This is a genomic window from Ferrovibrio sp. (assembly GCF_002796975.1).
GTDB lineage: Bacteria > Pseudomonadota > Alphaproteobacteria > Ferrovibrionales > Ferrovibrionaceae > Ferrovibrio.
Genome location: NZ_PEKV01000015.1, coordinates 34,861 through 59,632 on the forward strand (window position 1 = coordinate 34,861; position 24,772 = coordinate 59,632).

Sequence of the window (24,772 nt, forward strand, 5' to 3'; positions counted from 1 at the left end):
AGTCACCCTAAATGTCATAAACCTCGCGTACGCCGGGCAGCACGCGGATCTGATGCCGTGTCGCCGGATTGATCGCGAAGGTTTCCTTCAACTTGATATCGGCTTCGATGTCGGGCTTGCCGGTCTCGTCGATCTGCAGGCCGAGCATCACCTGCCCCCGGCCCTTGCCGGCCTTGTCGAGCAGGTTGCGGATCTGCCCGAGCGGTCGCTCGTCCTCGATCAGGATCTTGATCCCGGCGGCGGCGCGGGCCGCCACATCATCGAGCTTCTCGATCTTCTGCGCGCTCAGCCGCGGCTGCTCGCCATCGGCGCGCGCCGACAGCGTCCAGACCACATTGGTGCCTGCCTCCAGCATGTCGCGATGCTGCGCCAGGATTTCCGAGAACAGCATCACCTCATACATGCCAGACGCATCCGAACACTGCACGAAGGCAAAGCGGTTGCCGGTCTTCTGCGAGGTGCGTTCCTGCTTGGAGATGACGGTGCCGGCCAGCTTCACGATGGTCTCGCTGGCGCCGATGCCCTTCAGCGCCTCGGTGTAGCGTTTCACGCCGACGCGGTTGAGCGTCGCCTGATAGGCATCGAGCGGATGCGCCGAGAGGTAAAAGCCGATCGCCTCGAATTCCTTGGCGAGCTGATCCATCGGCGTCCAGATGTCGCCTTCAGGCAGCTTGGGCAGGCGTTCTTCGGTCTTGCCGCCGCCAAACAGGTTGACCTGATTGGAGTTGCGCTCCTCCGCCTTGCTCTGGGCGAAGCGGATCAGGGTTTCCAGCCCGGCAATCACTTTGGCGCGGTTCTTTTCCAGATTGTCGAAGGCACCGGCCTTGGCCAGATTCTCCAGCATGCGCTTGTTCAACGCGGTGGGATCGACGCGGCTGGCGAAATCGAACAGCGACTTGAACGGGCCGTTCTTCTCGCGTTCGGCCACGATCACCGTCATCGGCGCGGCGCCGACGTTACGGACGGCCGAGAGCGCATAGCGGATCGCGCCCTTCTCATGCCTGTCATATTCGACCGAGAATTCGACCAGCGACTTGTTGATGTCGGGCGGCAGCAGCGTGATGCCCTGGCGCGCGCATTCCTGGCGGAAGACATTCAGCTTGTCGGTATTCGAGATATCGAGGGTCATCGACCCGGCGATGAACTCGACCGGGTAATTGGCCTTCAGGTAAGCCGTGTGCCAGGCGACCAGCGCATAGGCGGCTGCATGACTCTTGTTGAAACCGTAGCCGGCGAACTTTTCCACCAGCTCGAAGATGAAGGCCGCCTGCTTCGGATCGACGCCCTTGTCCTTGGCGCCGTTGACGAAGCGGTCCTTCTGCGCGTCCATCTCGGCCTTGATCTTCTTGCCCATGGCGCGGCGCAACAGATCGGCATCGCCCAGCGAATAGCCGGCCAGCACCTTGGCGATTTCCATCACCTGTTCCTGGTAGATGATGACGCCGTAGGTTTCTTCCAGCACCGGCTTGAGCCAGTCATGCAGGTAGTCTGGCTTTTCCTTACCGTGCTTACGCGCGATATAGCTCGGGATGTTTTCCATCGGACCCGGGCGATACAGCGCCACCAGCGCGATCAGGTCCTCGAAAGCATCGGGCTTCATGTTGCGCAGCATGTCGCGCATGCCGCTGCCTTCAAACTGGAACACGCCAACCGCATCGCCACGTCCGAGCAGGTCAAACGTCGGCTGGTCCGACAGCGGGATATCCGGCAGGTCGATCTGCACGCCCTTCAGCCGGATCAGGTCGATGGCCTTTTCCAGCACGTCGAGCGTTTTCAGGCCGAGGAAGTCGAACTTCACCAGGCCAGCGGCCTCGGCATATTTCATCGAGAACTGCGTCGCCGGCATGCTGGCATGCGGATCGCGGTAGAGTGGCACCAGTTCGACCAGCGGGCGGTCGCCGATCACCACGCCGGCGGCATGGGTCGAGGCGTTGCGGTACAGGCCCTCTAATTTAAGCGCCACGTCCATCATGCGGGCGACATTCTCGTCGCGGTCGCGTTCCTCGCGCAGGCGCACCTCTTCCTTGATCGCCTGCGCCAGGGTCACCGGATTGGCCGGGTTGTTCGGGATCAGCTTGCAGATACGGTCGACCTGGCCGAGCGGCAGCTGCAGCACGCGACCGACGTCGCGGAGTGCTGCTCGGGCCTGCAGTTTGCCGAAGGTGATGATCTGGGCGACGTTGGCGGCGCCGTATTTGTTCTGCACGTAGTGGATCACCTCTTCGCGGCGTTCCTGGCAGAAGTCGATATCGAAGTCGGGCATCGACACGCGTTCCGGATTGAGGAAGCGTTCGAACAGCAGGCCGAAGCGCAGCGGATCGAGGTCGGTGATGGTCAGCGCCCAGGCGACCACCGAGCCCGCACCCGAACCGCGGCCCGGCCCCACGGCGACGCCGTTGCGCTTGGACCACTGGATGAAGTCGGCCACGATCAGGAAGTAGCCGGGGAATTTCATCCCGATGATCGTGTCGCATTCAAAGTCGAGACGGTCGTGATAGACCCTGGCCTTCTCGGGATCGGTGACGCCGATCTGCTGCAGGCGCAGCTCGAGGCCTTCGCGCGCCATCCGGCGCAGCATGTCGGCCTCGGACTCGCCGGTGCCATCGCCGAAATTGGGCAGAATGGGCGCCCGTTCATTGGCCTTCACGGCGCAGCGCTGCGCGATCACTAGCGTGTTGTCGATCGCCTCCGGCAGGTCGGCGAACAGCACGCGCATTTCCTCGGCCGACTTGAAGCGGTGGTCGGGCGTCACCCGGCGGCGGTTCTGCTCGCCGACGTAAGAGCCTTCCGCGATGCAGAGCAGCGCGTCATGCGCCACATACATGTCCTCGTCGGGGAAGTAGCAGTCGTTGGTGGCGACCAGCGGCAGGTTCAGCTCATAGGCCAGATCCAGCAGGCCGGGCTCGCTCTTGGCCTCCGAGGCCCAGCCATGGCGCTGAAGCTCCACGTAGGTGCGGCCGAGGAAGATGCCGGCCAGGGTCTTGAGCTGCTCGCGGGCGGCGTCGATCTGGCCGTCCAGCAGCAGCCGGGCAATCGGCCCGCTCGGCCCGCCGGTCAGGCAGATCAGGCCCTCGGCGCAGGCTTCCAGATCCGACCACTGGACTTGGGCCACCTCGCCCGGCGGCGGCTCGAGATAGGCCTTGGTCGACAGCTTCATCAGGTTGGCATAGCCGGCCTCGGTCTGGGCCAGCAGCACGACCTTGTCGGGATCGGGCTTCTTCAGGTTGCGGCCGCTGGGCTGTGCCTGGTCGGCGCGGGCCAGGCTGAGCTGGCAGCCGAGGATCGGCTGGATACCCTTGCCGGCCATCTCCTTGGAGAATTCCAGAGCGCCGAACAGGTTGTTGGTGTCGGTGATCGCCACGGCCGGCATGCGGTGCCGCTGGCACATCTCGCCCAGTTTGTTCACCCGGATCGCGCCCTCGGTGAGCGAATAGGCGGTGTGGACGCGCAAATGGACGAAATCGGCGTGGCTCATCGGCGCTGCACTTCCCGAATCAGGGGCTGGATATTCGAGTCCCGTTCACGGTTTACGATACGCGACCTAGGCCCGCAAAACCAGAACGCAAGGAATCCGAATCCTATACCAGGTGTGGCGGAATTGTGTTGATTCCCAATATCTTGTGGATAAGTGCTGTTCTCCGGGGCTATACCGGAGAACGCCCGCGGACGAATCCCAAATACGGGAGAACGTAGCGGAAAAGCGATCAAGCTTTTGTAGGCAGGGGAAATACAGTCGGGATGCTTCTTGCGTATCAGATCAATTAATTATTACAATATATTGATATTAAACATGATTTTATAATCTGAAAATGCATACCGACTTGAAGCGTGGCCCACAGCCAAGAAAGCGTCATCCAATCATATAATATGTTTTTTATAAACAAAAACAATGTTTTATAAGTGTATTATAATCTTCTTATTTAAGCTTATCCTTGGCTTATGATGTGCTTATATTTGCCTATCCGGAGCTTAACTTAGCCGGTGAGACATCCTTTCCGGTCCACCGCGCCTTCCCATCACGCCGACCACCCAAAAGAACATAATGCGACTGCGGCCCCCGACAAGAGCAGCCTGTCATGACCCAGCTTGAAACTGCCCGCCTGATCCTCCGCCCACCGCGACGGGAGGATTACGAGCCCTGGCTCGCCTTCGGCGCCGATGCCGAGGTGCAGCGCCATCTGGGCGGCGTGTTACCGCCGGCCCTGGTCTGGCGCTCGATCTGCACCATGGCGGGTGGCTGGGCCATCGACGGCTTTTCGATGTTCTCGGTGATCGAGAAGGCGACCGGCCGCTGGATCGGCCGCATGGGTCCCTGGCGGCCGGCGGAGTGGCCGGGCACGGAGGTCGGCTGGAGCCTGGTGCAGGAGGCCTGGGGCAAGGGATACGCCACCGAAGGGGCGAGTGCCTGTATCGACTGGGCCTTCGACCATCTCGGCTGGACCGAGGTGATCCACTGCATCGCGCCGGAGAATACCGCTTCGCAGGCCGTGGCGAAGCGGCTGGGGTCGACCTACCTGCGCGTAGGGCACCTGCCCGCCCCGATCAACGACAGCTGCGATCTCTGGGGCCAGACCCGGGAGCAATGGCGGGCGCGGAAAGCCAGGCCTTAAGCCGTCATGGCCGGGCCCAAGGAGAGTTTTCTTGGCCTACCATCTCGTGCAACCACATAACTGTCATGCCCGGACTTGATCCGGCCATCCACGTCTTTTCTGATGTCGACAAGAAGGCGTGGATGGCCGGGTCAAGCCCGGCCATGACAATGTGGCCATGGGATGGCGCTGCGGCGCAGGATCACGCCACCCGCAACCTGCCTTCGTGCAGGGTGACCACCCGGTCCATGCGGCGGGCGAGATCGAGATTGTGGGTGGCGATCAGCGCGCCGATGCCCCATTGCGCACCAGCGAGGTCAGCTCGCCGAACACGATCTCGGCGGTCTTTTCGTCCAGGTTGCCGGTCGGCTCCTCGGCGAGCAGCAGATCCGGCTTCTCCACAACAGTTCACGCTTGGTCGATTTGCGAGCCCCCGGCCAGCCGAGCGGGCGCAACGATCTCATCGTGCGACACTGTCAGATCGCCGCCGAGCAGCACGTCGAAATTATGCCGTGTCGCGAATATAGCCTTGCTGATCTTGATATAGCAAAAGTCTTAATAGCGACATCCGACTTAAAACGAAAATGCGTATTTGTTGTAAAGGAGAATCCTGGCGCATCACTCGTAAGGACTCTATCAAAGTTCGGGAATCATTTTCCCGTCGGCACCTCCGCTGCAGCAGATCATATTCGTGAAATTCTGCCCTCACATATCTCATCAACCTCGCGCCGTGAGTTTTTTAGTTTCGAAAGGTACGAGCCAGGAATTTCGACTGACAAACCTACCACAAACGATATTTTCAATTTATTCGTGAAGGGCAGCGTTAGAAGCGACTATCTATCTACGTCAGTACGAACGCATAATTTTCCGTACGTGATAAAGCGTGAAGAAGTCGAACTGATTTCTGACAAAATTCGCAACGGAAGCTCTGTCACCATCTTACTTAGCCGCCTCGGAAACGGAAAGTCCGTATTGAGTGAAATGATATGTGCAAATTTATCTAGCGCATTTGATGTGTATTCATTCGTTAAAGAAACAGTCGCTATAGATTCCGAAATCGAACTTCTACGCGCTCCTGATAGGCCCACGATAATTTTTATTGATGACTATCCAAAGCATATCGAAACAATCAGGAAACTGCGCTTGGGCTCCAGCAACAATCAATTCCTTTTACTAACCGCTCGAACTCCTCGGCATTTTACTGCGTCTAAGCCGCCTGCAGCTTGCCTTCGTGCAGAGTGACGACCCGGTCCATACGGCGGGCGAGATCGAGATTGTGGGTGGCGATCAGGGCGCCGATGCCCCCGTTGCGCACCAGCGAGGTCAGTTCGCCGAACACAATCTCGGCGGTCTTTTCGTCCAGGTTGCCGGTCGGCTCATCTGCCAGCAGCAGGTCGGGCTTGCCGACCACGGCGCGCGCAATCGCCACGCGCTGCTGCTCGCCGCCCGACAGCCGCGCCGGACGATGGTCGAGGCGATGGCCCAGGCCGAGATGGGTGAGCAGCGCGCCGGCGGTCTGCGCCGCCTCGCCTGCGCCCTGCCCGCGCACGCGCAGCGGCATGGCGGCATTCTCCAGCGCCGAAAATTCCGGCAGCAGGTGGTGATACTGGTAGACGAAGCCCAGGCGGTCGCGACGCACGCGGGTGCGCTCAGCCTCGTTCATGCTGCTGCAATCCTGGCCGCCGATCACGATACGGCCCGACGACGGCTGCTCCAGCAGGCCGGAGATGTGCAGCATGGTCGACTTGCCCGACCCCGACGGACCGAGCAGCGCAACGATCTCGCCGCGCGACACCGTCAGATCGACGCCGCGCAGGACTTCGACATTGAAGCCGCCCTGGCTGAAGGTGCGCTTGATGTTGTCGAGGATGAGGACGGGGTCAGTCATATGAAAGTCCCCTCGTCATTCCCGCGCCCGGCGGCTTTGCCGCCATACATATGCTGTCGCGCAAAGCGCGACGGGAGGGAATCCAGACAATGGAAAGACTGGGTCCCCGCTTTCGCGGGGACGACGAAATGATGATCACTCATACCGCAACGCCTCCACCGGATCGAGGCGGGCGGCGCGCCAGCTCGGATAGAGCGTGGCGAGCAGCGACAGGATCAGACCCATCGCCACGACATATACAACTTCCGTGCTGTCGACCTTGGCCGGCAGTTGCGACAGGAAGTAGATCTCGGCCGGGAAAAGCTGCCAGCCGGTCATCGCCTGCAGGGCCTGGCGGATGCTTTCGATATTGAGGCAGAAGACAAGCCCGAGCGCGAAACCCGAGGCTGTGCCCAGCACGCCGATGCTGGCGCCGGCGATGACAAAGACGCGCATGACGACACCGCGCGCCGTGCCCATGGTGCGCAGGATGGCGATGTCGCGCGTCTTGTCCTTCACCAGCATGATCATGCTGGAGATGATGTTGAAAGCCGCCACCACGATGATCAGCGTCAGGATCAGGAACATCACGTTGCGTTCGACCTGCAGCGCACTGACGAACTGCGCATTGGCCTGCTGCCAGTCATACATGCGATAGCCCGGCCCGAGCCGCTGGCTGATCATGCGGGCGGCTTCGCGCGCCCTGTCCGGCTCGACCAGCCGCACTTCCACCGCCGAGGCCTGGTTCTGCAGACGGAAATAAACCTGGGCGGCCTCGAAGGGCAGATAGACGAAGGCACTGTCGTATTCGAACATGCCGACATCGAAGACCGCGACGATCTGGTACCGCACCAGGCGCGGCACACTGCCGAATGGTGTGGCATTGGTCTGCGGCGAGATCAGCGTGATCTGGTCGCCGACACGCAGACCCAGCTTGCGCGCCAGACGATGCCCGATCACGGCGGCATCGTCGCCATGGAAATCCTGCAGCTTGCCCTCGCGGATACCCTTGGCGATGGCGCTCTCTTTCACCAGATCCTGCGGCCGCACGCCGCGGACCATCACGCCGGAGGCGCCGCGGTCAGTGGTGGCCATCACCTGGCCCTCGATGATCGGGTTGGCCATCACCACGCCGGGCAACTTACCCACCGCGTCGACGACGAATTCAAAGTCGCGGATCACCGGCGCGGCCTCGGACTGGATGGTCAGATGGCCGTTGAGGCCGAGGATGCGGCCGACCAGTTCGGCGCGGAAGCCGTTCATCACGCTCATCACGATGATCAGAGTCGCCACACCCAGCATGATACCGAGGAAGCTGAACACCGCGATCACCGAGATGAAACCCTCCTGCCGCCGCGCCCTTAAGTACCGCAGGGCGAGCATCCATTCGAAGCGCGAGAAGAAGGGCATGGGGGCGACCTGTAGTTAAAACACTACTTCGTCGTTCCCGCGAAAGCGGGAACCCAGAGTCTGGATCCCCGCTTTCGCGGGGATGACGAGAAATTTAGCCACGATCAAACCTTGGCCGCCGCGAGCTTGTTAAGCGCCGCGTCGACGGAAAGTTCCTCTTTCTCGCCGGTCTTGCGGTTCTTGATCTCGATCACGCCGTTCTTCAGGCCGCGCGGACCGACCGTCACCTGCCACGGCAGGCCGATCAGGTCCATGGTGGCGAACTTTGCGCCGGCGCGCTCGTCGCGGTCGTCATACAGCACGTCAAAGCCAGCGGACTGCAGCTTGCCGTAAAGATCGTTGCAGGCCTTGTCGCAATCGGCATCGCCGGCCTTGAGATTGATCAGGCCGACATGGAACGGTGCCACGCTCATCGGCCAGATGATGCCGTTGTCGTCATGGCTCGCCTCGATGATGCCGCCGACCAGGCGCGACACGCCGATACCGTAAGAGCCCATTTCGAGCGTGATCTGCTCGCCGCCCGGACCTGCCACCACGGCGCCCATCGGCTTGGAATACTTGGTGCCGAAATAGAAGATATGGCCCACCTCGATACCGCGGGCCGCCACCTGGCGTTCCCTGGGCAGCGCCTCGAACCGCGCGGTGTCGTGCTTTTCTTCCGTGGCCGCATAAGGCGCGGTCCACGAATCCACAATAGGCTGCAGATCGGCATTGTAGTCGACCGCCTCGCCCAGCACGTCGCGCTCGATCAGCGCCTTGTCGCAGAACACGCCGCTCTCGCCGGTTTCGGCCAGCACGATGAATTCATGGCTGAGGTCGCCGCCGATCGGACCCGTATCGGCCTGCATCGGGATCGCTTTCAGGCCGAGCCGCGCGAAGGTGCGCAGGTAGGCCACGAACATCCGGTTATACGAACGGCGCGCAGCAGCCTGATCGAGATCGAAGGAATAGGCATCCTTCATCAGGAATTCGCGACCACGCATGACGCCGAAGCGCGGACGTACCTCGTCGCGGAATTTCCACTGGATGTGGTAGAGGATTTTCGGCAGGTCGCGATAGCTCTTCCACTCGTTCGCGACGATATCGGTCAGCATTTCCTCGTTGGTCGGACCGTAGAGCAAAGGCCGTTCATGCCGGTCGGTGATGCGCAGCATCTCCTTGCCGTAATCCTCGTAGCGGCCGCTCTTCTGCCACAGCTCGGCCGACTGGATGGTCGGCATCAGCAGTTCCTGTGCGCCGGCATTGTCCTGCTCCTCGCGCACGATCTGCTCGATCTTCTTCAGCACGCGATGGCCGAGCGGCAGCCAGCTGTAGATGCCGGCGGCATTCTGCCGGATCATGCCGGCACGCAGCATCAGCCGATGGCTGACGATCTGGGCCTCGGAGGGGTTTTCCTTCAGAACGGGCAGGAAGTAGCTGCTGAGCCGCATATTGTGGGATTTCCTGAATTTATCGTGCGGTGATGGCCGGGTAATGGGGCGTTTTTAAGGCTCCATCCTGCTGGCTGCAATGGCCCCTGCCCGCCAGGGCCCGATTAGCGCTTTGGCTGGCCGGCCTTGGCCATGTGCTCGCGGCAGGCGGCGGCCACGGCGTCCTCGCTCTGCGGCTGCAGCGGCTGGCCGTTGAAGGCCAGCTTGCCGCTCATCGGATCGATGGCGAGTGTGGCGATCGCCAGGCCCGATTCCCGCTTCATGTCGCTGGGCACCTGCGACAGGCCGGGCAGACCCGACAGCGGCATGCGTAGCGGCAGTTCAATCATGCCGTCGAGCGGCAGCGGATTGCCGCCCGGCAGATCGGCCGGCGCTATCGGCCTGCCCTGGGAATCGACATCGCGGCCGGGCTGGTAATTCACGTCCGGCGCGGGCTGATGCGGCACGAGAATGTTCCGCTGCGCCAGCAGGCGGCGGCAATCGCGGGCATCGAGTGCGACCACAGTCGGCAGGGCCGAGTCGGACGGGGTTTTGGCGGGTTGGGCAGTGGCCGGAGCTGAATTCCCTAGGGGTAGCAGCAGCAGACCGAGCAGCAGGATGGTCGGAATCCGGAGCATTTTCCCAGCATAGCGCGGCATTGTTACGATTCTGTTAGGAGGTCATAACTTTTTGGATGACAACGCTTTCATCATTCGGTATAGAAATTACGCAACCGCTTGGTAACAGGCGGCCCAAGTCTGGGGAGGCTTAAACTTACCCGTGCGAGACGGGGTGCGGAGCGAGGCATGTCCTTGCTCCTTTCTTTTTTGTGAGCACTGCTTACGAAAACTACCCCTATAGGTAGAGTGACCGCAGCCCCATCCCGGGCTGTTTGCATTTCTGGGGGTAAGAAGCGGCTTAGCCGCGGCCGAGCAAGCCGGCGATGTCGAGCAGGTCGTAATACCCGACCACGTAATAGACCCCGAAAATCACGCTGCTGATCGCAAAGCAGAGCAGGAATTTGAAGCCGAGCCGCGGATTGGCCGGAGCGGAATCGGCCTGTCCGGGCAGCTTTTCCTCGCCGGCCTCGTCGGCGGTCTTCACCCCGATAGGCAGCACGCAGAACAGCATCAGCATGTAGATGATGATGAAGGCGACGAGATTGTTGTACCAGGTCATGGCGGTTGCTCGGCGTAACTCAGACCTGCTCGATCTCGACCAGCGTGCCGGCGAAATCCTTCGGGTGCAGGAACAGCACAGGCTTGCCATGCGCGCCGATCTTCGGCTCGCCATCGCCCAGCACGCGGGCGCCCTGCGCCTTCAGCCGGTCGCGCGCGGCGATGATGTCTTCCACCTCATAGCAGACATGGTGCATGCCGCCCGAGGGATTGTTGGCGAGGAATTTGGCGATGGTCGAGCCCTCGCCCAGCGGATGCAGCAGTTCGATCTTGGTGTTGGGCAGCTCGACGAACACGACCGTGACGCCATGGTCGGGCTGGGCCAGCGGGGCCGACACCTTGGCACCGAGCGTATCGGCATACATGGCGGCGGCGGCGGCGAGGTCCGGCACAGCAATGGCGACGTGGTTGAGGCGACCGATCATGATGGCTTCCTGAGGCGGGTTTCCTGCTGGCGTTTCTGCACTGCAATATGGGGGCGAACGGGCCGGCCGGCAAGCGGACGGATAGTCGCAGCAGCTGAATAGCTTACGCCCAGCTTAACCCCTGAGTCAGGGCATCCGGACGATCTGTACCTGGCAGATGGGCTTACGGCCGGTCAGGCTGCGCAGGTAGCTGCGCATCGCCCGGATCGCCGCCTGCTCCAGTGCCGCGTCGTCGCGCGACGCTTTCAGATTGTCGATGGCATCGGAAATTTCCTCGGCGATCTCGTCCTCGATATCCTCGATCTCGAAATTCACCACGCCGGCCAGCATCACCTGCGGATCGGTCAGCAGCTTGCCGCGGTCATCGACGACAAGAGTGACTGCTGCCGCGCCATTGAAGGCCAGCTTGCGCCGCACGCCCAGAGCGCCGCCCTGCACCGCCACCAGTTCGTCGCCGTCGATGGCCAGACGTCCTGCCGGCACCTGCTCCACCACATCGGGTTCGCCGGGCGCCAGACGGATCAGGTCGCCGTTGCGCGGCACGATGCCGTGCGGCACCTGCAGGCTCTGGGCGAAGCGCGCATGCTCGACCAGATGACGCGGTTCGCCATGCACAGGGACTGCGATCTGCGGCCGGGCCAGCGCATACATCTCGGCCAGTTCGTCGCGCGAGGGATGCCCGGAGACATGCACGAAGGCATCCTTCTCGGTGATCACCTCGATGCCTTTGAGCACCAGTTCGTTATGCAGCCGGAACAGCGTGCGTTCGTTGCCCGGAATGATCTTGGAGGAAAACACCACGGTATCGCCGGGCGACATCACCACATGCGGATGACTGCCAAAGGCGATGCGCGCCATCGCGCCACGCGGCTCGCCCTGACAGCCGGTGCAGATGTACATGATCTTCTCGCGCGGCAGGAAGCCGGCCTCGCGCTCGTCCACCTGGTTGGGGATGTGCTTGAGGTAGCCGTTCTCCTGCGCCGCTGCGATGAAGCGATGCAGCGAACGGCCGATCAGGCAGACATGACGGCCGAGATCCTTTGCGGTCCGGAACAGCGTTTCGAGCCGCGCCAGGTTGGAGGAAAACGTCGTGATCGCGATACGCCCCGGCTTGTCCTTCAGCAGCGGCAGCAGCGCGTCATGGACCTCGCCTTCCGAGCCTGAGGTACCGCGACTGAACACATTGGTGCTGTCGCAGACCAGCGCCAGCACGCCCTTGTCGCCATAGCTGCGCAGCGTTTCGATCTCGGTCTGCGGCCCCAGCATCGGGCGCGGGTCGAGCTTCCAGTCGCCGGTGTGCAGCACGGTGCCGCGCGGCGTCTCGATCGCCAGCGCCTGACTCTCGGGCGTCGAATGCGTGATGTTCATCGAGCGGATCTTGAACGGCCCCAGCTCGATCAGATCGCCCGGCTGGTAGATATGCACGGGCACCTCGTCAACCAAGCCCTTCTCTTCCAGCTTGCGGCGCAGCACGCTGGCCGCAAACCCCGTCGCCCAGACCGGGCATTGCAGGTCTTCCCAGCAATGGCTGATGGCGCCGAGATGGTCTTCATGGGCATGGGTCAGGATCAGGCCGAGCAGCTTCTCGCGCCGGCCGGCGATCCAGACGACATCCGGCACCACCATGTCGACACCAGGCATGCCTTCATCGGCGAAGCTGGTACCGAGATCGACCATGATCCACTGATCCCCGTAACCATACAGGTTCAGGTTCATGCCGATTTCGTTCACCCCGCCGAGCGGGAGGAAATACAGGCTGTCCTTATCGAGGCGTTCTGACATCACGTCCTATGACTTCACTGCGTGCTGCGACGATAGATTTCGATCAGGCCGCGCACGGTGATATCGGGCACGATCTTCTCGATCACATCTGTGGCGCCATCGAAAACCGGGGCCAGGCCGCCGGTGGAGATCACCCGCATCGGCCGGCCGAACTCGCCCCGGATCCGCGCGACGATGCCCTCGATCAGCCCGACATAGCCGTAGAAGACACCGGAATGCATGCAGGCCACGGTATTAATGCCGATCACGCTTTTCGGNNATGGAGAGGTTGATGCCCGGCGCGATCACGCCGCCGCAATAGCTGCCGTCCTCGTCGACCACATCGAAGGTCGTCGCGGTGCCGAAATCGACGATGATCATCGGCGTGCGCGGGAACAGGATGGACGCGCCGACGGTGTTGCAGATACGGTCGGCGCCGGCGCCCTGCCCCTTGATCTGCACGCCGTATTTCACGTTCGGCTCACCGAGCACCAGCGGCTCGGTGTTGAAATAACGGGTGCAGAGCCGGCGCAGGTTGAAGGTGGCCTGCGGTACCACGCTGGCGAGGATGGCCTCCCGCACCTGCTTGGGATCGATGCCTTCGATCTGCATCAGTTGCAGCAGCCAGACGGCGTGTTCGTCGGCGGTGCGCATCGCCGAGGTATGCTGGCGCCATTCGCCGAGGATGCGGTCGCCGTCGATGACGCCGAATTTCACATTCGTGTTGTTGGCATTGATGGCGAGCAGCATGGCACGTCCTTTTCAGCCGGCCGGGAACACGTCACCGGCGGTCACAGTCTGCCTGCGGCCGTCGGGCAATTCCAGCAGAAGAGCGCCGCAGTCATCCAGCGCCACGAAGACTCCATGTAACTCGCTGTCGGGCAGCCGCACAATAACAGGCTGCCCCAGCCCCTGCGCGCGGGCCAGCCAGGCCGCGCGCACCGGCGCAAAGCCCTCCGCCTGCCAGCGGCCATACCAGTAGCCGTAACGCGCCAGCAGCCAGTTCGTAAATTCTTCCGGCGCTGTCGTGACGCCGTGGGCGGCCAGCGAGGTCACCGGATACGACGTTTCAGACGGATGCCAGGCGAGATTGACGCCGATGCCAACCGTGACCCAGCCGAGTGCACCGTCTGAACCGGTGCGTGACTCCAGCAGGATGCCGGCGATCTTGGCGCCGTTCACCAGCACGTCGTTCGGCCATTTGCAGGTGAGTTTTGCCGGTATCGCTGCGAGATCGAGCGCCTCAAGCAGCGCCACGGCAGTCAGGAAGGACAGCGTGGCAGCCTCGGCGGGTGTCGCCTTCGGCCGCAGCAGCAGCGAGAGAAACAGATTGCCCGGCGGCGACTCCCAGGCGCGACCGCGGCGACCGCGACCGGCAGTCTGCGTGCGCGCCAGCACTGCAAGACCTTCCGCCGCGCCGGCTTCAGCCTGGCGGCGGATTTCCTCATTGGTACTGTCGAGGCTGTCGAATGCCCGGAGGGACCAGGCGACCATGACAGATTACGGGAACAGCGCCTTGGCGGCGACACCGGCCATGTCCAGCAGCGGTGCCGGCCAGATGAAGAACAGCATGGTGAACAGCCCGGTCACGGTCATCACCGCGCCCAGCTCGCCACGCACCGGCTTGGCCAGCGGCTCGGAGGCTTCGTCGAAATACATAATCTTGACGATACGCAGATAGTAGTAAGCGCCCACCACCGAGCTGAGCACGCCGATCACCGCCAGCGTATAGAGGCCGGCATTGATCGCGGACATGAAGATGTAGAACTTGCCGAAGAAGCCGGCCAGCGGCGGCACGCCGGCGAGCGAGAACATGAAGCCGGCGAGCAGCAAAGCCATGCCCGGATGGGTCTTGGCGAGGCCGGCAAGATCGCTCACGCCTTCGACCATCTGGTCCTTCTGGCGCATGCAGAGGATGCAGGCGAAGGTGCCGACATTCATGGCAAGGTAGATCGCCAGATAGATCAGGATGCCGCGCACACCCTCTTCCGTGCCGGCCGCAAGCCCGATCAGGGCATAACCGACATGGCCGATGGACGAATATGCCATCAGGCGCTTGATGTTGGTCTGCGCGATGGCCGCGAAAGCGCCGAGCAGCATGCTGAGTGTGCTGATCACGATGATGATCTGCTGCCATTCATGGGCGATGTCGCCGAACGGCGTCAGGATCGCACGCACGAACAGCGCCATCGCGGCAATCTTCGGCGCGACGGCGAAGAAGGCGGTCACCGGCGTCGGTGCGCCTTCATAGACGTCGGGCGTCCACATATGGAAGGGCACGGCCGAAACCTTGAAGGCAAGACCGGCCGACAGGAAGACGATACCGACCAACAGGCCGATCGACGCATGGCCGCCGAGTGCAGTGGCGATCTGGGCGAAATTGGTCGAACCGGCAAAGCCGTAGATCATCGAGGCGCCGTAGAGCAGCATGCCCGACGACAGCGCCCCCAGCACAAAATACTTCAGGCCAGCCTCGGTGGCGCGGCCGGAATCGCGCTTGAAGGCGGCCAGCACATACAGCGACAGCGACTGCAGTTCGAGGCCGAGATATAGCGCGATCAGGTCATTGGCCGAGACCATCATCATCATGCCGGTGCTGGCCAGCAGGATCAGCACCGGATACTCGAAACGCTCCATCCGCTCGTAGCGGTTATAGCCGAGCGACAGCACGATGGCGAAAGCCGAGCCGAGCAGGATCAGCACTTTGGCGAAGCGGCCAAAACCGTCGGCCACGAACAGGCCACCGAAGGTGGCAACCGATTCTGCCGGCTGCATGGCGACCAAAGCAATGCCGATCAGCAGCACCAGCACCGCCAGCCACGACACCAGGCGGGTCGAGCCCTCACCGCGAAAGACGCCGAACATCAGCAGTGCCATGGCCGAGAGCGCAAGCCAGAGTTCCGGATAGGCAGGCGCGAGTGCGGGCAGAGCGGTCACGGTTGAACTCCTAGCGGGCAGCGGTGGCGAGCGCCTTGGCGGCGGCCATCGCGGTCTGGTGCTGGTCGAGCAGATGCTTGACCGAGGCGGCCATCACATCGAAGAACGGCGCGGGATAGATGCCCATCCACAGCGTCATGATCACCAGCGGTGCAAAGATGGCGATTTCACGCGGCGACAGGTCGACCATCGCCTTGAGGTCGGCCTTGGTCAGCTCGCCAAAGACAATGCGGCGATAGAGATAGAGCGCATAAGCGGCAGCAAAGATCACCCCGGTGGTGGCGATCAGCGCCACCCAGGTATTGGCCTGGAAGGCACCGACCAGCGTCAGCAGTTCGCCGACGAAGCCGCCGGTACCCGGCAGACCGACATTGGCCATAGTGAACAGCATGAAGATCGTGGCGTATTTCGGCATGTTATTGGCCAGGCCACCGTAGCGCGTGATCTCGCGGGTATGCAGACGGTCGTAGACCACGCCGACGCAGAGGAACAGCGCGCCGGAGATGATGCCGTGGCTGAGCATCTGGAAGATGGCACCTTCGACGCCCTGTGTATTCAGCGCGAAGATGCCCATGGTGACAAAGCCCATATGCGCCACCGAGGAATAGGCAATCAGCTTCTTCATGTCCTCTTGCACCAGCGCCACGATCGAGGCGTAGACGATGGCGATCACGCTGAGCGCAAAGACGAAGGGCGCGAAATATTCCGAGGCAATCGGGAACATCGGCAGCGAGAAGCGCAGGAAGCCGTAGCCCCCCATCTTCAGCAGCACGGCGGCCAGGATGACCGAGCCGGCGGTCGGCGCTTCAACGTGCGCATCGGGCAACCAGGTATGCACCGGCCACATCGGCATCTTCACGGCGAAAGATGCGAAGAAGGCGAGCCAGAGCCAGGTCTGCGCCTGCGCCGAGAACAGCCCGGCCTTCATCAGGCTCGGGATGTCGGTCGTGCCGGCGGTGAAATACATGTAGAGCAGCGCCAGCAACAGCAGCACCGATCCGAGCAGCGTGTAGAGGAAGAACTTGAAACTGGCATAAATGCGGCGCTTGCCGCCCCAGATGCCGATGATCAGGAACATCGGAATCAGGCCAGCCTCGAACATCAGGTAGAACAGCACCAGATCCAGCGCGCAGAACACGCCGACCATCAGGGTCTCCATGACCAGGAAGGCGATCATGTATTCCTTGACGCGATGCTCGATGGCTTCCCAGCTGGCCAGGATGCAGAACGGCATCAGGAAGGTGGTGAGGATGACGAACAGCATGGAAATGCCGTCGACGCCCATATGGTAATTGATGCCGGCGCCGATCCATTCGCCCTTCTCGACGAACTGGAAGGTCGCCGTGGAATTGTCGAAATTCAGCCAGATCAGCAGCGACACCAGGAAGGTGATCGTGGTGGTCCACAACGCCACCGAACGGGCATTGCGGGCAACGATCTCTTCCGGACCGCGCGCCAGGAAGATGAAGGCGGCGCCGACCAGCGGCAGGAAAGTGACGATCGACAGCAAGGGCATGCTCGACATCGGATTAGTGCCCCATCGCACTGAAGAAATAAGTCACCAGCGCCGCCACGCCGATCAGCATGGCAAAGGCATAGTGATAGACGTAACCGGACTGCAGGATCGAGGCGCGCCGGGCCAGACGAACCACCGTGGCGGCCAAGCCATCGGGGCCGAGGCCGTCGATGATCTTGCCGTCGCCGCCCTTCCACAGCAGGTTGCCGAGCCAGAAGGTCGGACGCACGAAGATGCGGTCGTACAGCTCGTCGAAATACCACTTGTTCAGCAGGAACTGATACAGCATCGGTTGCTGTGCAGCGGCGCGATGCGGCAGCGTGGTATCGCGGATATAGGCGATCCAGGCGATGAAGATGCCGACAATGCCGACGATGATCGGGCCGACCTTGACGAGGAACGGCACGTGATGCGCTTCTTCCATCGCCTTGTGGTTTTCCAGGATCAGGATCGAGCTGCCCCAGAATTCCTTCCAGTGATGGCCGATGAAGCCATCGTGGAAGGCGATGCCGGCAAAGGCCGCGCCGGTGGCCAGCACGAACAGCGGCACCAGCATGATCATCGGGCTTTCATGCACGTGTTCCATCACGTGATGATCGGCGCGCGGTTTGCCATGGAAGGTCATGAACAGCAGGCGCCAGGAATAGAAGGCGGTCAGGATCGCGGCGGCCATGCCCATGATGTAGGCATACTGCCCTATCCCGCCGGCGGCGTAGGCCACTTCGAGGATCATATCCTTGGAGTAATAGCCGGCGAAGATCGGGAAACCGGCCAGCGCGAGGCTGCCGATCCACATCATCACATAGGTGATCTTGATGTGCTTCCACAGACCGCCCATGCGGCGCATGTCCTGCTCGCCGTCGACGGCGTGGATCACCGAGCCGGCGCCGAGGAACAGCAGCGCCTTGAAGAAGGCATGCGTGAACAGGTGGAAGATCGCGGCCGGATAGGCCGAAACGCCCAGCGCGAAGAACATGTAGCCGAGCTGCGAGCAGGTCGAATAGGCGATTACGCGTTTGATGTCGTTCTGCGCCAGACCGACCGTGGCGGCGAAGAAGGCCGTGCTGGCGCCGATCAAGGTGACGAAGGCCAGCGTATCGGGCGCGTATTCGAACAGCGGCGAGCAGCGCGCAACCATGAAGACGCCGGCGGTGACCATCGTCGCGGCATGGATCAGCGCCGACACCGGTGTCGGGCCTTCCATGGCGTCCGGCAGCCAGGTGTGCAGGCCGAGCTGGGCCGATTTGCCCATGGCACCGAGGAACAGCAGGAAGGTGGCGACCGTCAGTATGTCCCAGTCCTTCCACAGGAAGTGGAAGGTCTTGCCGGCCAGATCCGGCGCCGCCGAGAAGACGGCATCGAAGCCGACGCTGCCGGTGGCGAAGAACAGCGCCATGATGCCGAGCGCGAAGCCGAAATCACCGACGCGGTTGACCACGAAGGCCTTGATCGAGGCGGCATTGGCGCTGGGCTTGTGGAACCAGAAGCCGATCAGCAGGTAGGACGCGAGGCCGACGCCTTCCCAGCCCATATAGAGCTGCACGAAGTTATCCGCCGTGATCAGCATCAGCATGGCGAAGGTGAACAGCGACAGATAGGCGAAGAAGCGCGGCCGGTGCGGATCGTGGCTCATATAGCCGACGGAATAGACATGCACGACGGCTGACACGGTATTGACCACCACCAGCATGACGGCAGTGAGCTGGTCGATCTTGAGCGCCCAATCGACCGAGAAAGTACCGGAATCGATCCAGTCGAGCACCTTGACGGTGACGACCATGCCCTTCGAGATCACGAGGTAGAAGGCAACCCAGGACAGAACGGCCGAGATGATCACCGCCACGCAGGTGACGGCCATCGAGGCGGCGTCGCCGATCCTGCGGCCGAACAGGCCGGCGATGATCGCTGCCAGCAGCGGCAGGAAAACGATCAGATGGTACATCGTCATCGCTGGCCTCAGCCCTTCATCATATTGATGTCTTCAACCGCGATGGTGCCGCGGTTGCGGAAATACACGACCAGGATCGCCAGGCCGATGGCCGCCTCGCCCGCCGCCACCGTCAGCACGAACAGGGCGAAAACCTGGCCGACCAGGTCGTTCAGGTGGGTGGAGAAGGCCACCAGGTTGATGTTGACGGCGAGCAGCATCAGCTCGATCGACATCAGAATGACGATCACATTCTTGCGGTTCAGGAAGATGCCGAGAATCCCGAGCGTGAATAGGATCGCGGCGACCGTGAGATAATGTCCGAGGCCGATGGTCATGGTCAGATTCCCTTCCTCGGCTCGACCTTGCGGATCGCCACCGCTTCGTCGCGCGGGCGGTTGACCTGCTCGGAGATGCTCTGGCGCTTCACGCCGGGACGCGAACGCAGCGTCAGCACGATGGCGCCGATCATGGCGACCAGCAGAATCAGGCCGGCGCCCTGGAACAGGTAGATGTATTTCGTATAGAGCACCTGCCCCAGCGCATGGGTGTTGGTGACCTTATCCAGCGCCGGGATCGGATCGGCGGAAACTGTCTTGGCCGCCGGAGTGACCGCCCAGCCACCCAGCACCATGGCGAGTTCAACCAGCAGGATGAGGCCGATGGTGCCGCCGACCGGCAGGTATTGCAGGAAGCCCTGCCGCAGCTCGACGAAGTTGATGTCGAGCATCATCACCACGAAGAGGAACAGCACCGCCACGGCGCCGACATAGACGATCACCAGCAGCATGCCGAGGAATTCGGCGCCCATCAGCACGAACAGGCCGGCCGCATTGAAGAAGGCCAGGATCAGGAACAGCACGCTGTGCACAGGGTTGCGCGACGCGATCACCATGAAGCCGGAGGCCACGGTGATGGCTGCGAACAGGTAGAAGGCCAGAGCCTGGATAATCATCGTTTACCCCCTCGCCTGCGGCGCGCTCATCGATACGGCGCGTCCGCGGCGATGTTCCGCGAAATCTCGTATTCCCAGCGCTCGCCATTCGCGAGCAGCTTGTCCTTGTCGTAAAACAGTTCTTCGCGCGTCTCGGTGGCGAATTCGAAATTCGGCCCTTCGACGATGGCATCAACCGGGCAGGCTTCCTGGCAGAAGCCGCAGTAGATGCACTTGGTCATGTCGATGTCGTAGCGCGTGGTGCGGCGCGAACCGTCATCGCGCGGCTCGGCCTCGATGGTGATGGCCTGGGCCGGGCAGACCGCTTCGCAGAGCTTGCAGGCGATGCAGCGTTCTTCGCCGTTGGCATAACGGCGCAGCGCATGCTCGCCGCGGAAGCGCGGGCTCAGCGGACCCTTTTCATACGGATAGTTCAGCGTGGCGCGCGGCTTGAACATATAGGCGAAGGTGAGTCCAAGGCCCTTCACCACTTCCCACAGGAAGATCGAGCGAGCACCGCGATCGAGCAAAGCCATGGCTCAGACCCCTTTCGGCAGCAGGTCGAAGGCAAGCAGGACGCCAGCCGTCAACACCACCCACAACAGCGAGAATGGCAGAAACACCTTCCAGCCCAGACGCATCAGCTGGTCATAGCGGTAGCGCGGCACAGTGGCGCGCACCCAGATGAACACGAACAGCAGGACGAAGACCTTCAGGCAAAACCAGACGACGCCCGGAATCCAGTTGAATGGTGCGACGTCGAAGGGCGGCAGCCAGCCACCGAGGAACAGGATCGTCGTCATGCCCGACATCAGGATCATGTTCGCGTATTCGCCGAGGAAGAACAGCGCAAATGCCATCGACGAGTATTCGACCTGGTAACCGGCAACCAGTTCGGCTTCGGCTTCCGGCAGATCGAAGGGATGCCGATTGGTTTCGGCCAGCGCCGAGATGAAGAAGACGATGAACATCGGGAAGAGCGGCAGGGCGAACCAAACTGTCTTCTGGGCATTCACGATGGCGCTCAGGTTCAGCGAACCGACGCAGAGCAGCACAGTGATGATGACGAGGCCCATCGAGACTTCGTAGGACACCATCTGCGCNNATGGCGAAGAGATACAGCACGCCGACATTGATATTGGAGATCACCAGGCCGTCACCGACCGGAATCACCGCCCAGGCGATCATCGCCAAAATGAAGGTGATGCAGGGCGCCGCGATGAACAGGAACTTGTTCGCACCCGACGGGATGATGGTTTCCTTGAAGATCAGCTTGGCTGCATCGGCCAGCGGCTGCAGCAGGCCGAATGGGCCCACCACGTTCGGACCCATGCGCAACGACATCGCCGCCAGCACCTTACGCTCCATCAGCGTGAGGTAGGCCACCGCGACCAGCAGCGGCACCAGCAGCATCAGGATATGGACGAGGATCAACCCGCCGGGGAAGACGTAGCCGGTCCAGAGCATTTGCCAGAGAGACTCAGTCATGGGTACCCGTCTTCGGCTGGGCAGCGCCGCGCGCGATCGCCGAACATTCGGCCATGGTCGCGGAAGCGCGGGCAATCGGATTGGTCAGATAGAAATCGGAAACCGTCGAGGCAAACGGCGCATCGGCAACGCTGCCGGCCGTGCCGAAAGCACCCCAGTTCGCTGTGCCGCGTTTGTCGACACCGGAGAAATGCGGCGCGACTTCCAGCATGCGACGACGCAGCATGCCCAGGTTGTCGTAGGGCAGCTTGTGGCCGAGCGGTTCGGAGACGGCGCGGATGATCGCCCAGTCCTCGCGGGCATCGCCCGGAGGCGCTGCGGCGCGACGGCCGAGCTGCACGCGGCCCTCGGTATTCACCCAGGTGGCGTCCTTCTCGACATAGGCGGCACCCGGCAGGATCACGTCGGCGCGCTTCGCGCCGGCATCGCCATGGCTGCCCTGATAGATCACAAAAGCTGAGCCGAGCTTGCTGGTGTCGATCTCGTCGGCACCCAGCAGCCAGACAGCCTTGATCTCGCCCGCCTGCGCGCCGGCCAGAATGCCGGCGACATCCTTGCCGCCCTGCCCATCTGCAGATTGGCCCGGTACGAAGCCGAGGTCGAGCGCACCGACGCGAGCGGCGGCGGTGTGCAGCATGTTGAAACCGTTCCAGCCGTCCTTGATGAGGCCGAGGCTGTCGACGGCCTGCTTGGCCAGCGCCAGCACGGCGGCGCCATCGGCGCGGGCAATTGCGCCCTGGCCGAGGATCAGCATCGGCTTCTGCGCGCCCTTCAGGACTTCAGCAAAGGCGTGACGGCCTTCGGCGATGTCCTTCAGCGTCGCGGCGCCGGCACCGAGATATTCGTATTTGTAGGTCAGCTGCGGCTGCTCAGAACTGATCAGGGCGATCTTCACCTTGCCGGTGAGATAGCGCTTGCGGATACGTGTATTGATCAGGGCGGCTTCGCGGCGCGGATTGCTGCCCACGATCAGGATCGCGTCGGCGTCGTCGATGCCGCTGATGCCGCTGTTGAACAGGTAGCCGGCACGGTTCGACGGATCGATCTGCGCGCCGTCCTGGCGGCAATCGAGATTGGCCGAACCCAGCTTGCCCATCAGGTCTTTCAGCGCGGTCATGCTCTCGGCGCAGGCCATGTCGCCGGCGATGGCGGCGATCTGGCTGCCCTGCAGGCCCTTCACGTTCGCAGCGATGGCAGCGAAGGCCTCAGCCCAGGTCGCTTCCTGCAGCTTGCCGTTCTTGCGAACGTAAGGCCGGTCGAGGCGGCGGTTGCGCAGGCCGTCATAGGCGAAGCGGCTCTTGTCGGAGAGCCATTCCTCGTTGACGTCCTCGTTCAGGCGCGGCAGTACGCGCATCACTTCGCGACCGCGCACGTCGACACGGATATTGGCACCGACNNTTCGAGGTGAGCGCACCGACCGGGCAGAGGTCGATCACGTTGCCGGACATTTCCGACGTCATCGCCTGCTCGAGATAGGTGGTGATCTGCATGTCTTCGCCGCGACCGATGGCGCCGAGTTCCGGCACGCCGGCCACTTCCTGCGCGAAGCGAATGCAACGGGTGCAGTGGATGCAGCGGGTCATCGTGGTGGCAACCAGCGGACCCATATACTTGTCGTTCACCGCGCGCTTGTTCTCGTCGTAGCGCGAGGAACCCTTGCCGTAACCGACCGACTGGTCCTGCAGGTCGCATTCGCCGCCCTGGTCGCAGATCGGGCAATCGAGCGGATGGTTGATCAGCAGGAATTCCATCACGCCTTCGCGGGCCTTCTTCACCAGCGGCGTATCGGTCTTGATCACCATGTTGTCGGCAGCCGGCATCGCGCAGGACGCGATCGGCTTCGGCGCCTTTTCCTGCTCGACCAGGCACATGCGGCAGTTGCCGGCGATGGTGAGGCGTTCGTGGTAGCAAAAACGCGGGATTTCCTTGCCGGCCAGTTCACAGGCCTGCAGCACGGTGGTGCCGGGCTCGACCGTTACCTGGATACCGTCGATGGTCAACGTGGGCATTGCTTACCCTTCCCCCGCCTACTCAGCCGCCGCCGGCAGAACCGGCGCGCCTGTGTGATATGCGTCGATGCGGCGTTCGATCTCACCGCGGAAATGCCGGATCAGGCCCTGGATCGGCCAGGCCGCGGCATCGCCGAGCGCGCAGATCGTGTGGCCTTCCACCTGCGTGGTGACTTCCAGCAGCATGTCGATTTCGCGCTTCTCGGCCTTGCCCTGCACGAGACGCTCCATCACGCGCCACATCCAGCCGGTGCCTTCGCGGCACGGCGTACACTGGCCGCAGGATTCATGCTTGTAGAATTTCGAGAGCCGCGCGATGGCACGCACCACGTCGGTGCTCTTGTCCATGACGATGACGGCCGCGGTGCCGAGGCCCGAACGCTGCGCACGCAGGCTGTCGAAATCCATCAGCACGTCGTCGCAGATCGACTTGGGCAGCAGTGGAACCGACGAGCCGCCCGGAATGATCGCCAGCAGGTTGTCCCAGCCGCCACGCACGCCGCCGGCATGCTTCTCGATCAGTTCCTTCAGCGGAATGCCCATCTCTTCTTCGACATTGCACGGCTTGTTCACATGGCCGGAAATGCAGAAGACCTTGGTGCCGGTGTTGTTCGGACGGCCGATGCCGGCGAACCACTCACCGCCGCGACGCAGGATGGTCGGCGCGACCGCGATGCTTTCGACGTTGTTCACCGTGGTGGGGCAACCCCAGACCCCCATATTGGCCGGGAACGGCGGCTTCAAGCGCGGCTGGCCCTTCTTGCCTTCCAGGCTTTCGATCAGCGCGGTTTCTTCGCCGCAGATGTAGGCGCCGGCGCCGCGATGGACATAGACGTCGAAATCGAAGCCGGAGCCGCACGCATTCTTGCCGATCAGGCCGGCCGCATAGGCCTCATCGATGGCGCCCTGCAGATTCTCGGCCTCGCGGAAGAATTCACCGCGGATATAGATATAGGCCGCGACCGCGCGCATGGCGAAGCCAGCGACGAGGCAGCCCTCGACCAACTTGTGCGGATCGTGCCGCATCATGTCGCGGTCCTTGCAGGTGCCCGGCTCGCCCTCGTCTGCATTGACGACGAGATACGACGGGCGGCCGTCGGACTGCTTGGGCATGAAGGACCACTTCATGCCGGTCGGGAAGCCGGCGCCACCGCGACCGCGCAGGCCGGACTTCTTCATCTCGTCGATGATCCAGTCCTGGCCCTTGTCGAGGATGGCCTTGGTGTTGTCCCAGTCGCCACGCTTGCGGGCAGCCTCAAGGCGCCACGACTGCTGGCCGTAGAGATTGGTGAAGATGCGGTCTTTATCCTGAAGCATGATCT

At 62.3% G+C, this 24,772-nt stretch carries 18 protein-coding genes and 3 pseudogenes; 2 read left to right on the forward strand and 19 right to left on the reverse strand.

What is annotated here, in order from left to right:
• Window positions 1-7: 7 nt before the first annotated feature.
• A complete protein-coding gene (gene dnaE, locus CTR53_RS17185; RefSeq protein WP_290816274.1) occupies window positions 8-3,475 on the reverse strand; it encodes a DNA polymerase III subunit alpha in 3,468 nt (1,155 codons plus the stop codon).
• A 601-nt stretch (window positions 3,476-4,076) separates the two neighbouring features.
• Here dnaE and CTR53_RS17190 point away from each other — a divergent pair.
• Together CTR53_RS17190 and CTR53_RS17200 are read left to right on the forward strand one after the other, a co-directional pair.
• The gene (locus CTR53_RS17190; RefSeq protein ID WP_290816277.1) at window positions 4,077-4,610 is read left to right on the forward strand and encodes a GNAT family N-acetyltransferase; all 534 of its coding nucleotides are present in this window, start codon (window positions 4,077-4,079) and stop codon (window positions 4,608-4,610) included.
• A gap of 393 nt (window positions 4,611-5,003) precedes the next feature.
• The gene (locus CTR53_RS17200) at window positions 5,004-5,831 is read left to right on the forward strand and encodes a hypothetical protein (RefSeq protein ID WP_290816280.1); all 828 of its coding nucleotides are present in this window, start codon (window positions 5,004-5,006) and stop codon (window positions 5,829-5,831) included.
• Here CTR53_RS17200 and CTR53_RS17205 read toward each other — a convergent pair.
• From CTR53_RS17205 to nuoF, 18 genes and pseudogenes are all read right to left on the reverse strand, one after another.
• Window positions 5,797-6,477: an ABC transporter ATP-binding protein gene (locus CTR53_RS17205; protein WP_290816283.1), complete on the reverse strand. Its 681-nt coding sequence runs from the start codon at window positions 6,475-6,477 to the stop codon at window positions 5,797-5,799. The two genes, CTR53_RS17200 and CTR53_RS17205, sit on opposite strands and share 35 nt — an antisense overlap.
• A gap of 135 nt (window positions 6,478-6,612) precedes the next feature.
• Complete coding sequence (locus CTR53_RS17210; protein ID WP_290816286.1) at window positions 6,613-7,866, reverse strand: lipoprotein-releasing ABC transporter permease subunit; 1,254 nt, start codon at window positions 7,864-7,866, stop codon at window positions 6,613-6,615.
• A 104-nt stretch (window positions 7,867-7,970) separates the two neighbouring features.
• Window positions 7,971-9,296: a proline--tRNA ligase gene (gene proS, locus CTR53_RS17215; protein WP_290816289.1), complete on the reverse strand. Its 1,326-nt coding sequence runs from the start codon at window positions 9,294-9,296 to the stop codon at window positions 7,971-7,973.
• A 104-nt stretch (window positions 9,297-9,400) separates the two neighbouring features.
• A complete protein-coding gene (locus CTR53_RS17220; RefSeq protein WP_290816292.1) occupies window positions 9,401-9,913 on the reverse strand; it encodes a hypothetical protein in 513 nt (170 codons plus the stop codon).
• 280 nt (window positions 9,914-10,193) lie between these two features.
• Window positions 10,194-10,454 carry a DUF1467 family protein gene (locus CTR53_RS17225; RefSeq protein WP_290816295.1) on the reverse strand — a complete coding sequence of 87 codons (261 nt, stop codon included), beginning with the start codon at window positions 10,452-10,454 and terminating at the stop codon, window positions 10,194-10,196.
• A 19-nt stretch (window positions 10,455-10,473) separates the two neighbouring features.
• Window positions 10,474-10,878: a methylmalonyl-CoA epimerase gene (mce, locus tag CTR53_RS17230; RefSeq protein WP_290816298.1), complete on the reverse strand. Its 405-nt coding sequence runs from the start codon at window positions 10,876-10,878 to the stop codon at window positions 10,474-10,476.
• Window positions 10,879-11,004: 126 nt separating this feature from the next.
• Window positions 11,005-12,660, reverse strand: coding sequence for a ribonuclease J (locus CTR53_RS17235; RefSeq protein ID WP_290816301.1), 1,656 nt, complete (start codon window positions 12,658-12,660; stop codon window positions 11,005-11,007).
• A gap of 14 nt (window positions 12,661-12,674) precedes the next feature.
• A pseudogene (locus CTR53_RS17240) lies at window positions 12,675-13,389 on the reverse strand (type III pantothenate kinase).
• 12 nt (window positions 13,390-13,401) lie between these two features.
• The gene (locus tag CTR53_RS17245) at window positions 13,402-14,133 is read right to left on the reverse strand and encodes a biotin--[acetyl-CoA-carboxylase] ligase (RefSeq protein ID WP_290816303.1); all 732 of its coding nucleotides are present in this window, start codon (window positions 14,131-14,133) and stop codon (window positions 13,402-13,404) included.
• A gap of 6 nt (window positions 14,134-14,139) precedes the next feature.
• Window positions 14,140-15,576 (reverse strand): NADH-quinone oxidoreductase subunit NuoN, encoded by a 1,437-nt coding sequence (gene nuoN / locus CTR53_RS17250; protein ID WP_290816306.1) that lies wholly within the window; start codon window positions 15,574-15,576, stop codon window positions 14,140-14,142.
• Between the two features lie 10 nt (window positions 15,577-15,586).
• Window positions 15,587-17,101, reverse strand: a complete 1,515-nt coding sequence (locus CTR53_RS17255; RefSeq protein WP_290816309.1) for an NADH-quinone oxidoreductase subunit M — start codon at window positions 17,099-17,101, stop codon at window positions 15,587-15,589.
• A 4-nt stretch (window positions 17,102-17,105) separates the two neighbouring features.
• On the reverse strand, window positions 17,106-19,034 hold the full coding sequence (gene nuoL, locus CTR53_RS17260; protein WP_290816592.1) for an NADH-quinone oxidoreductase subunit L: 1,929 nt from the start codon (window positions 19,032-19,034) through the stop codon (window positions 17,106-17,108).
• Between the two features lie 14 nt (window positions 19,035-19,048).
• Entirely contained in the window at window positions 19,049-19,357 is a 309-nt protein-coding gene (gene nuoK / locus CTR53_RS17265; protein ID WP_290816312.1) for an NADH-quinone oxidoreductase subunit NuoK, read from the reverse strand.
• Between the two features lie 2 nt (window positions 19,358-19,359).
• A complete protein-coding gene (locus CTR53_RS17270) occupies window positions 19,360-19,974 on the reverse strand; it encodes an NADH-quinone oxidoreductase subunit J (RefSeq protein WP_290816315.1) in 615 nt (204 codons plus the stop codon).
• 26 nt (window positions 19,975-20,000) lie between these two features.
• Window positions 20,001-20,489, reverse strand: a complete 489-nt coding sequence (nuoI, locus tag CTR53_RS17275; RefSeq protein ID WP_290816318.1) for an NADH-quinone oxidoreductase subunit NuoI — start codon at window positions 20,487-20,489, stop codon at window positions 20,001-20,003.
• A 3-nt stretch (window positions 20,490-20,492) separates the two neighbouring features.
• Window positions 20,493-21,420: pseudogene (locus CTR53_RS17280) on the reverse strand (NADH-quinone oxidoreductase subunit H).
• Window positions 21,421-21,433: 13 nt separating this feature from the next.
• Window positions 21,434-23,450 (reverse strand): annotated as a pseudogene (locus CTR53_RS17285) (molybdopterin-dependent oxidoreductase).
• Window positions 23,451-23,468: 18 nt separating this feature from the next.
• Complete coding sequence (gene nuoF / locus CTR53_RS17290; RefSeq protein WP_290816321.1) at window positions 23,469-24,767, reverse strand: NADH-quinone oxidoreductase subunit NuoF; 1,299 nt, start codon at window positions 24,765-24,767, stop codon at window positions 23,469-23,471.
• Window positions 24,768-24,772 lie beyond the last annotated feature (5 nt).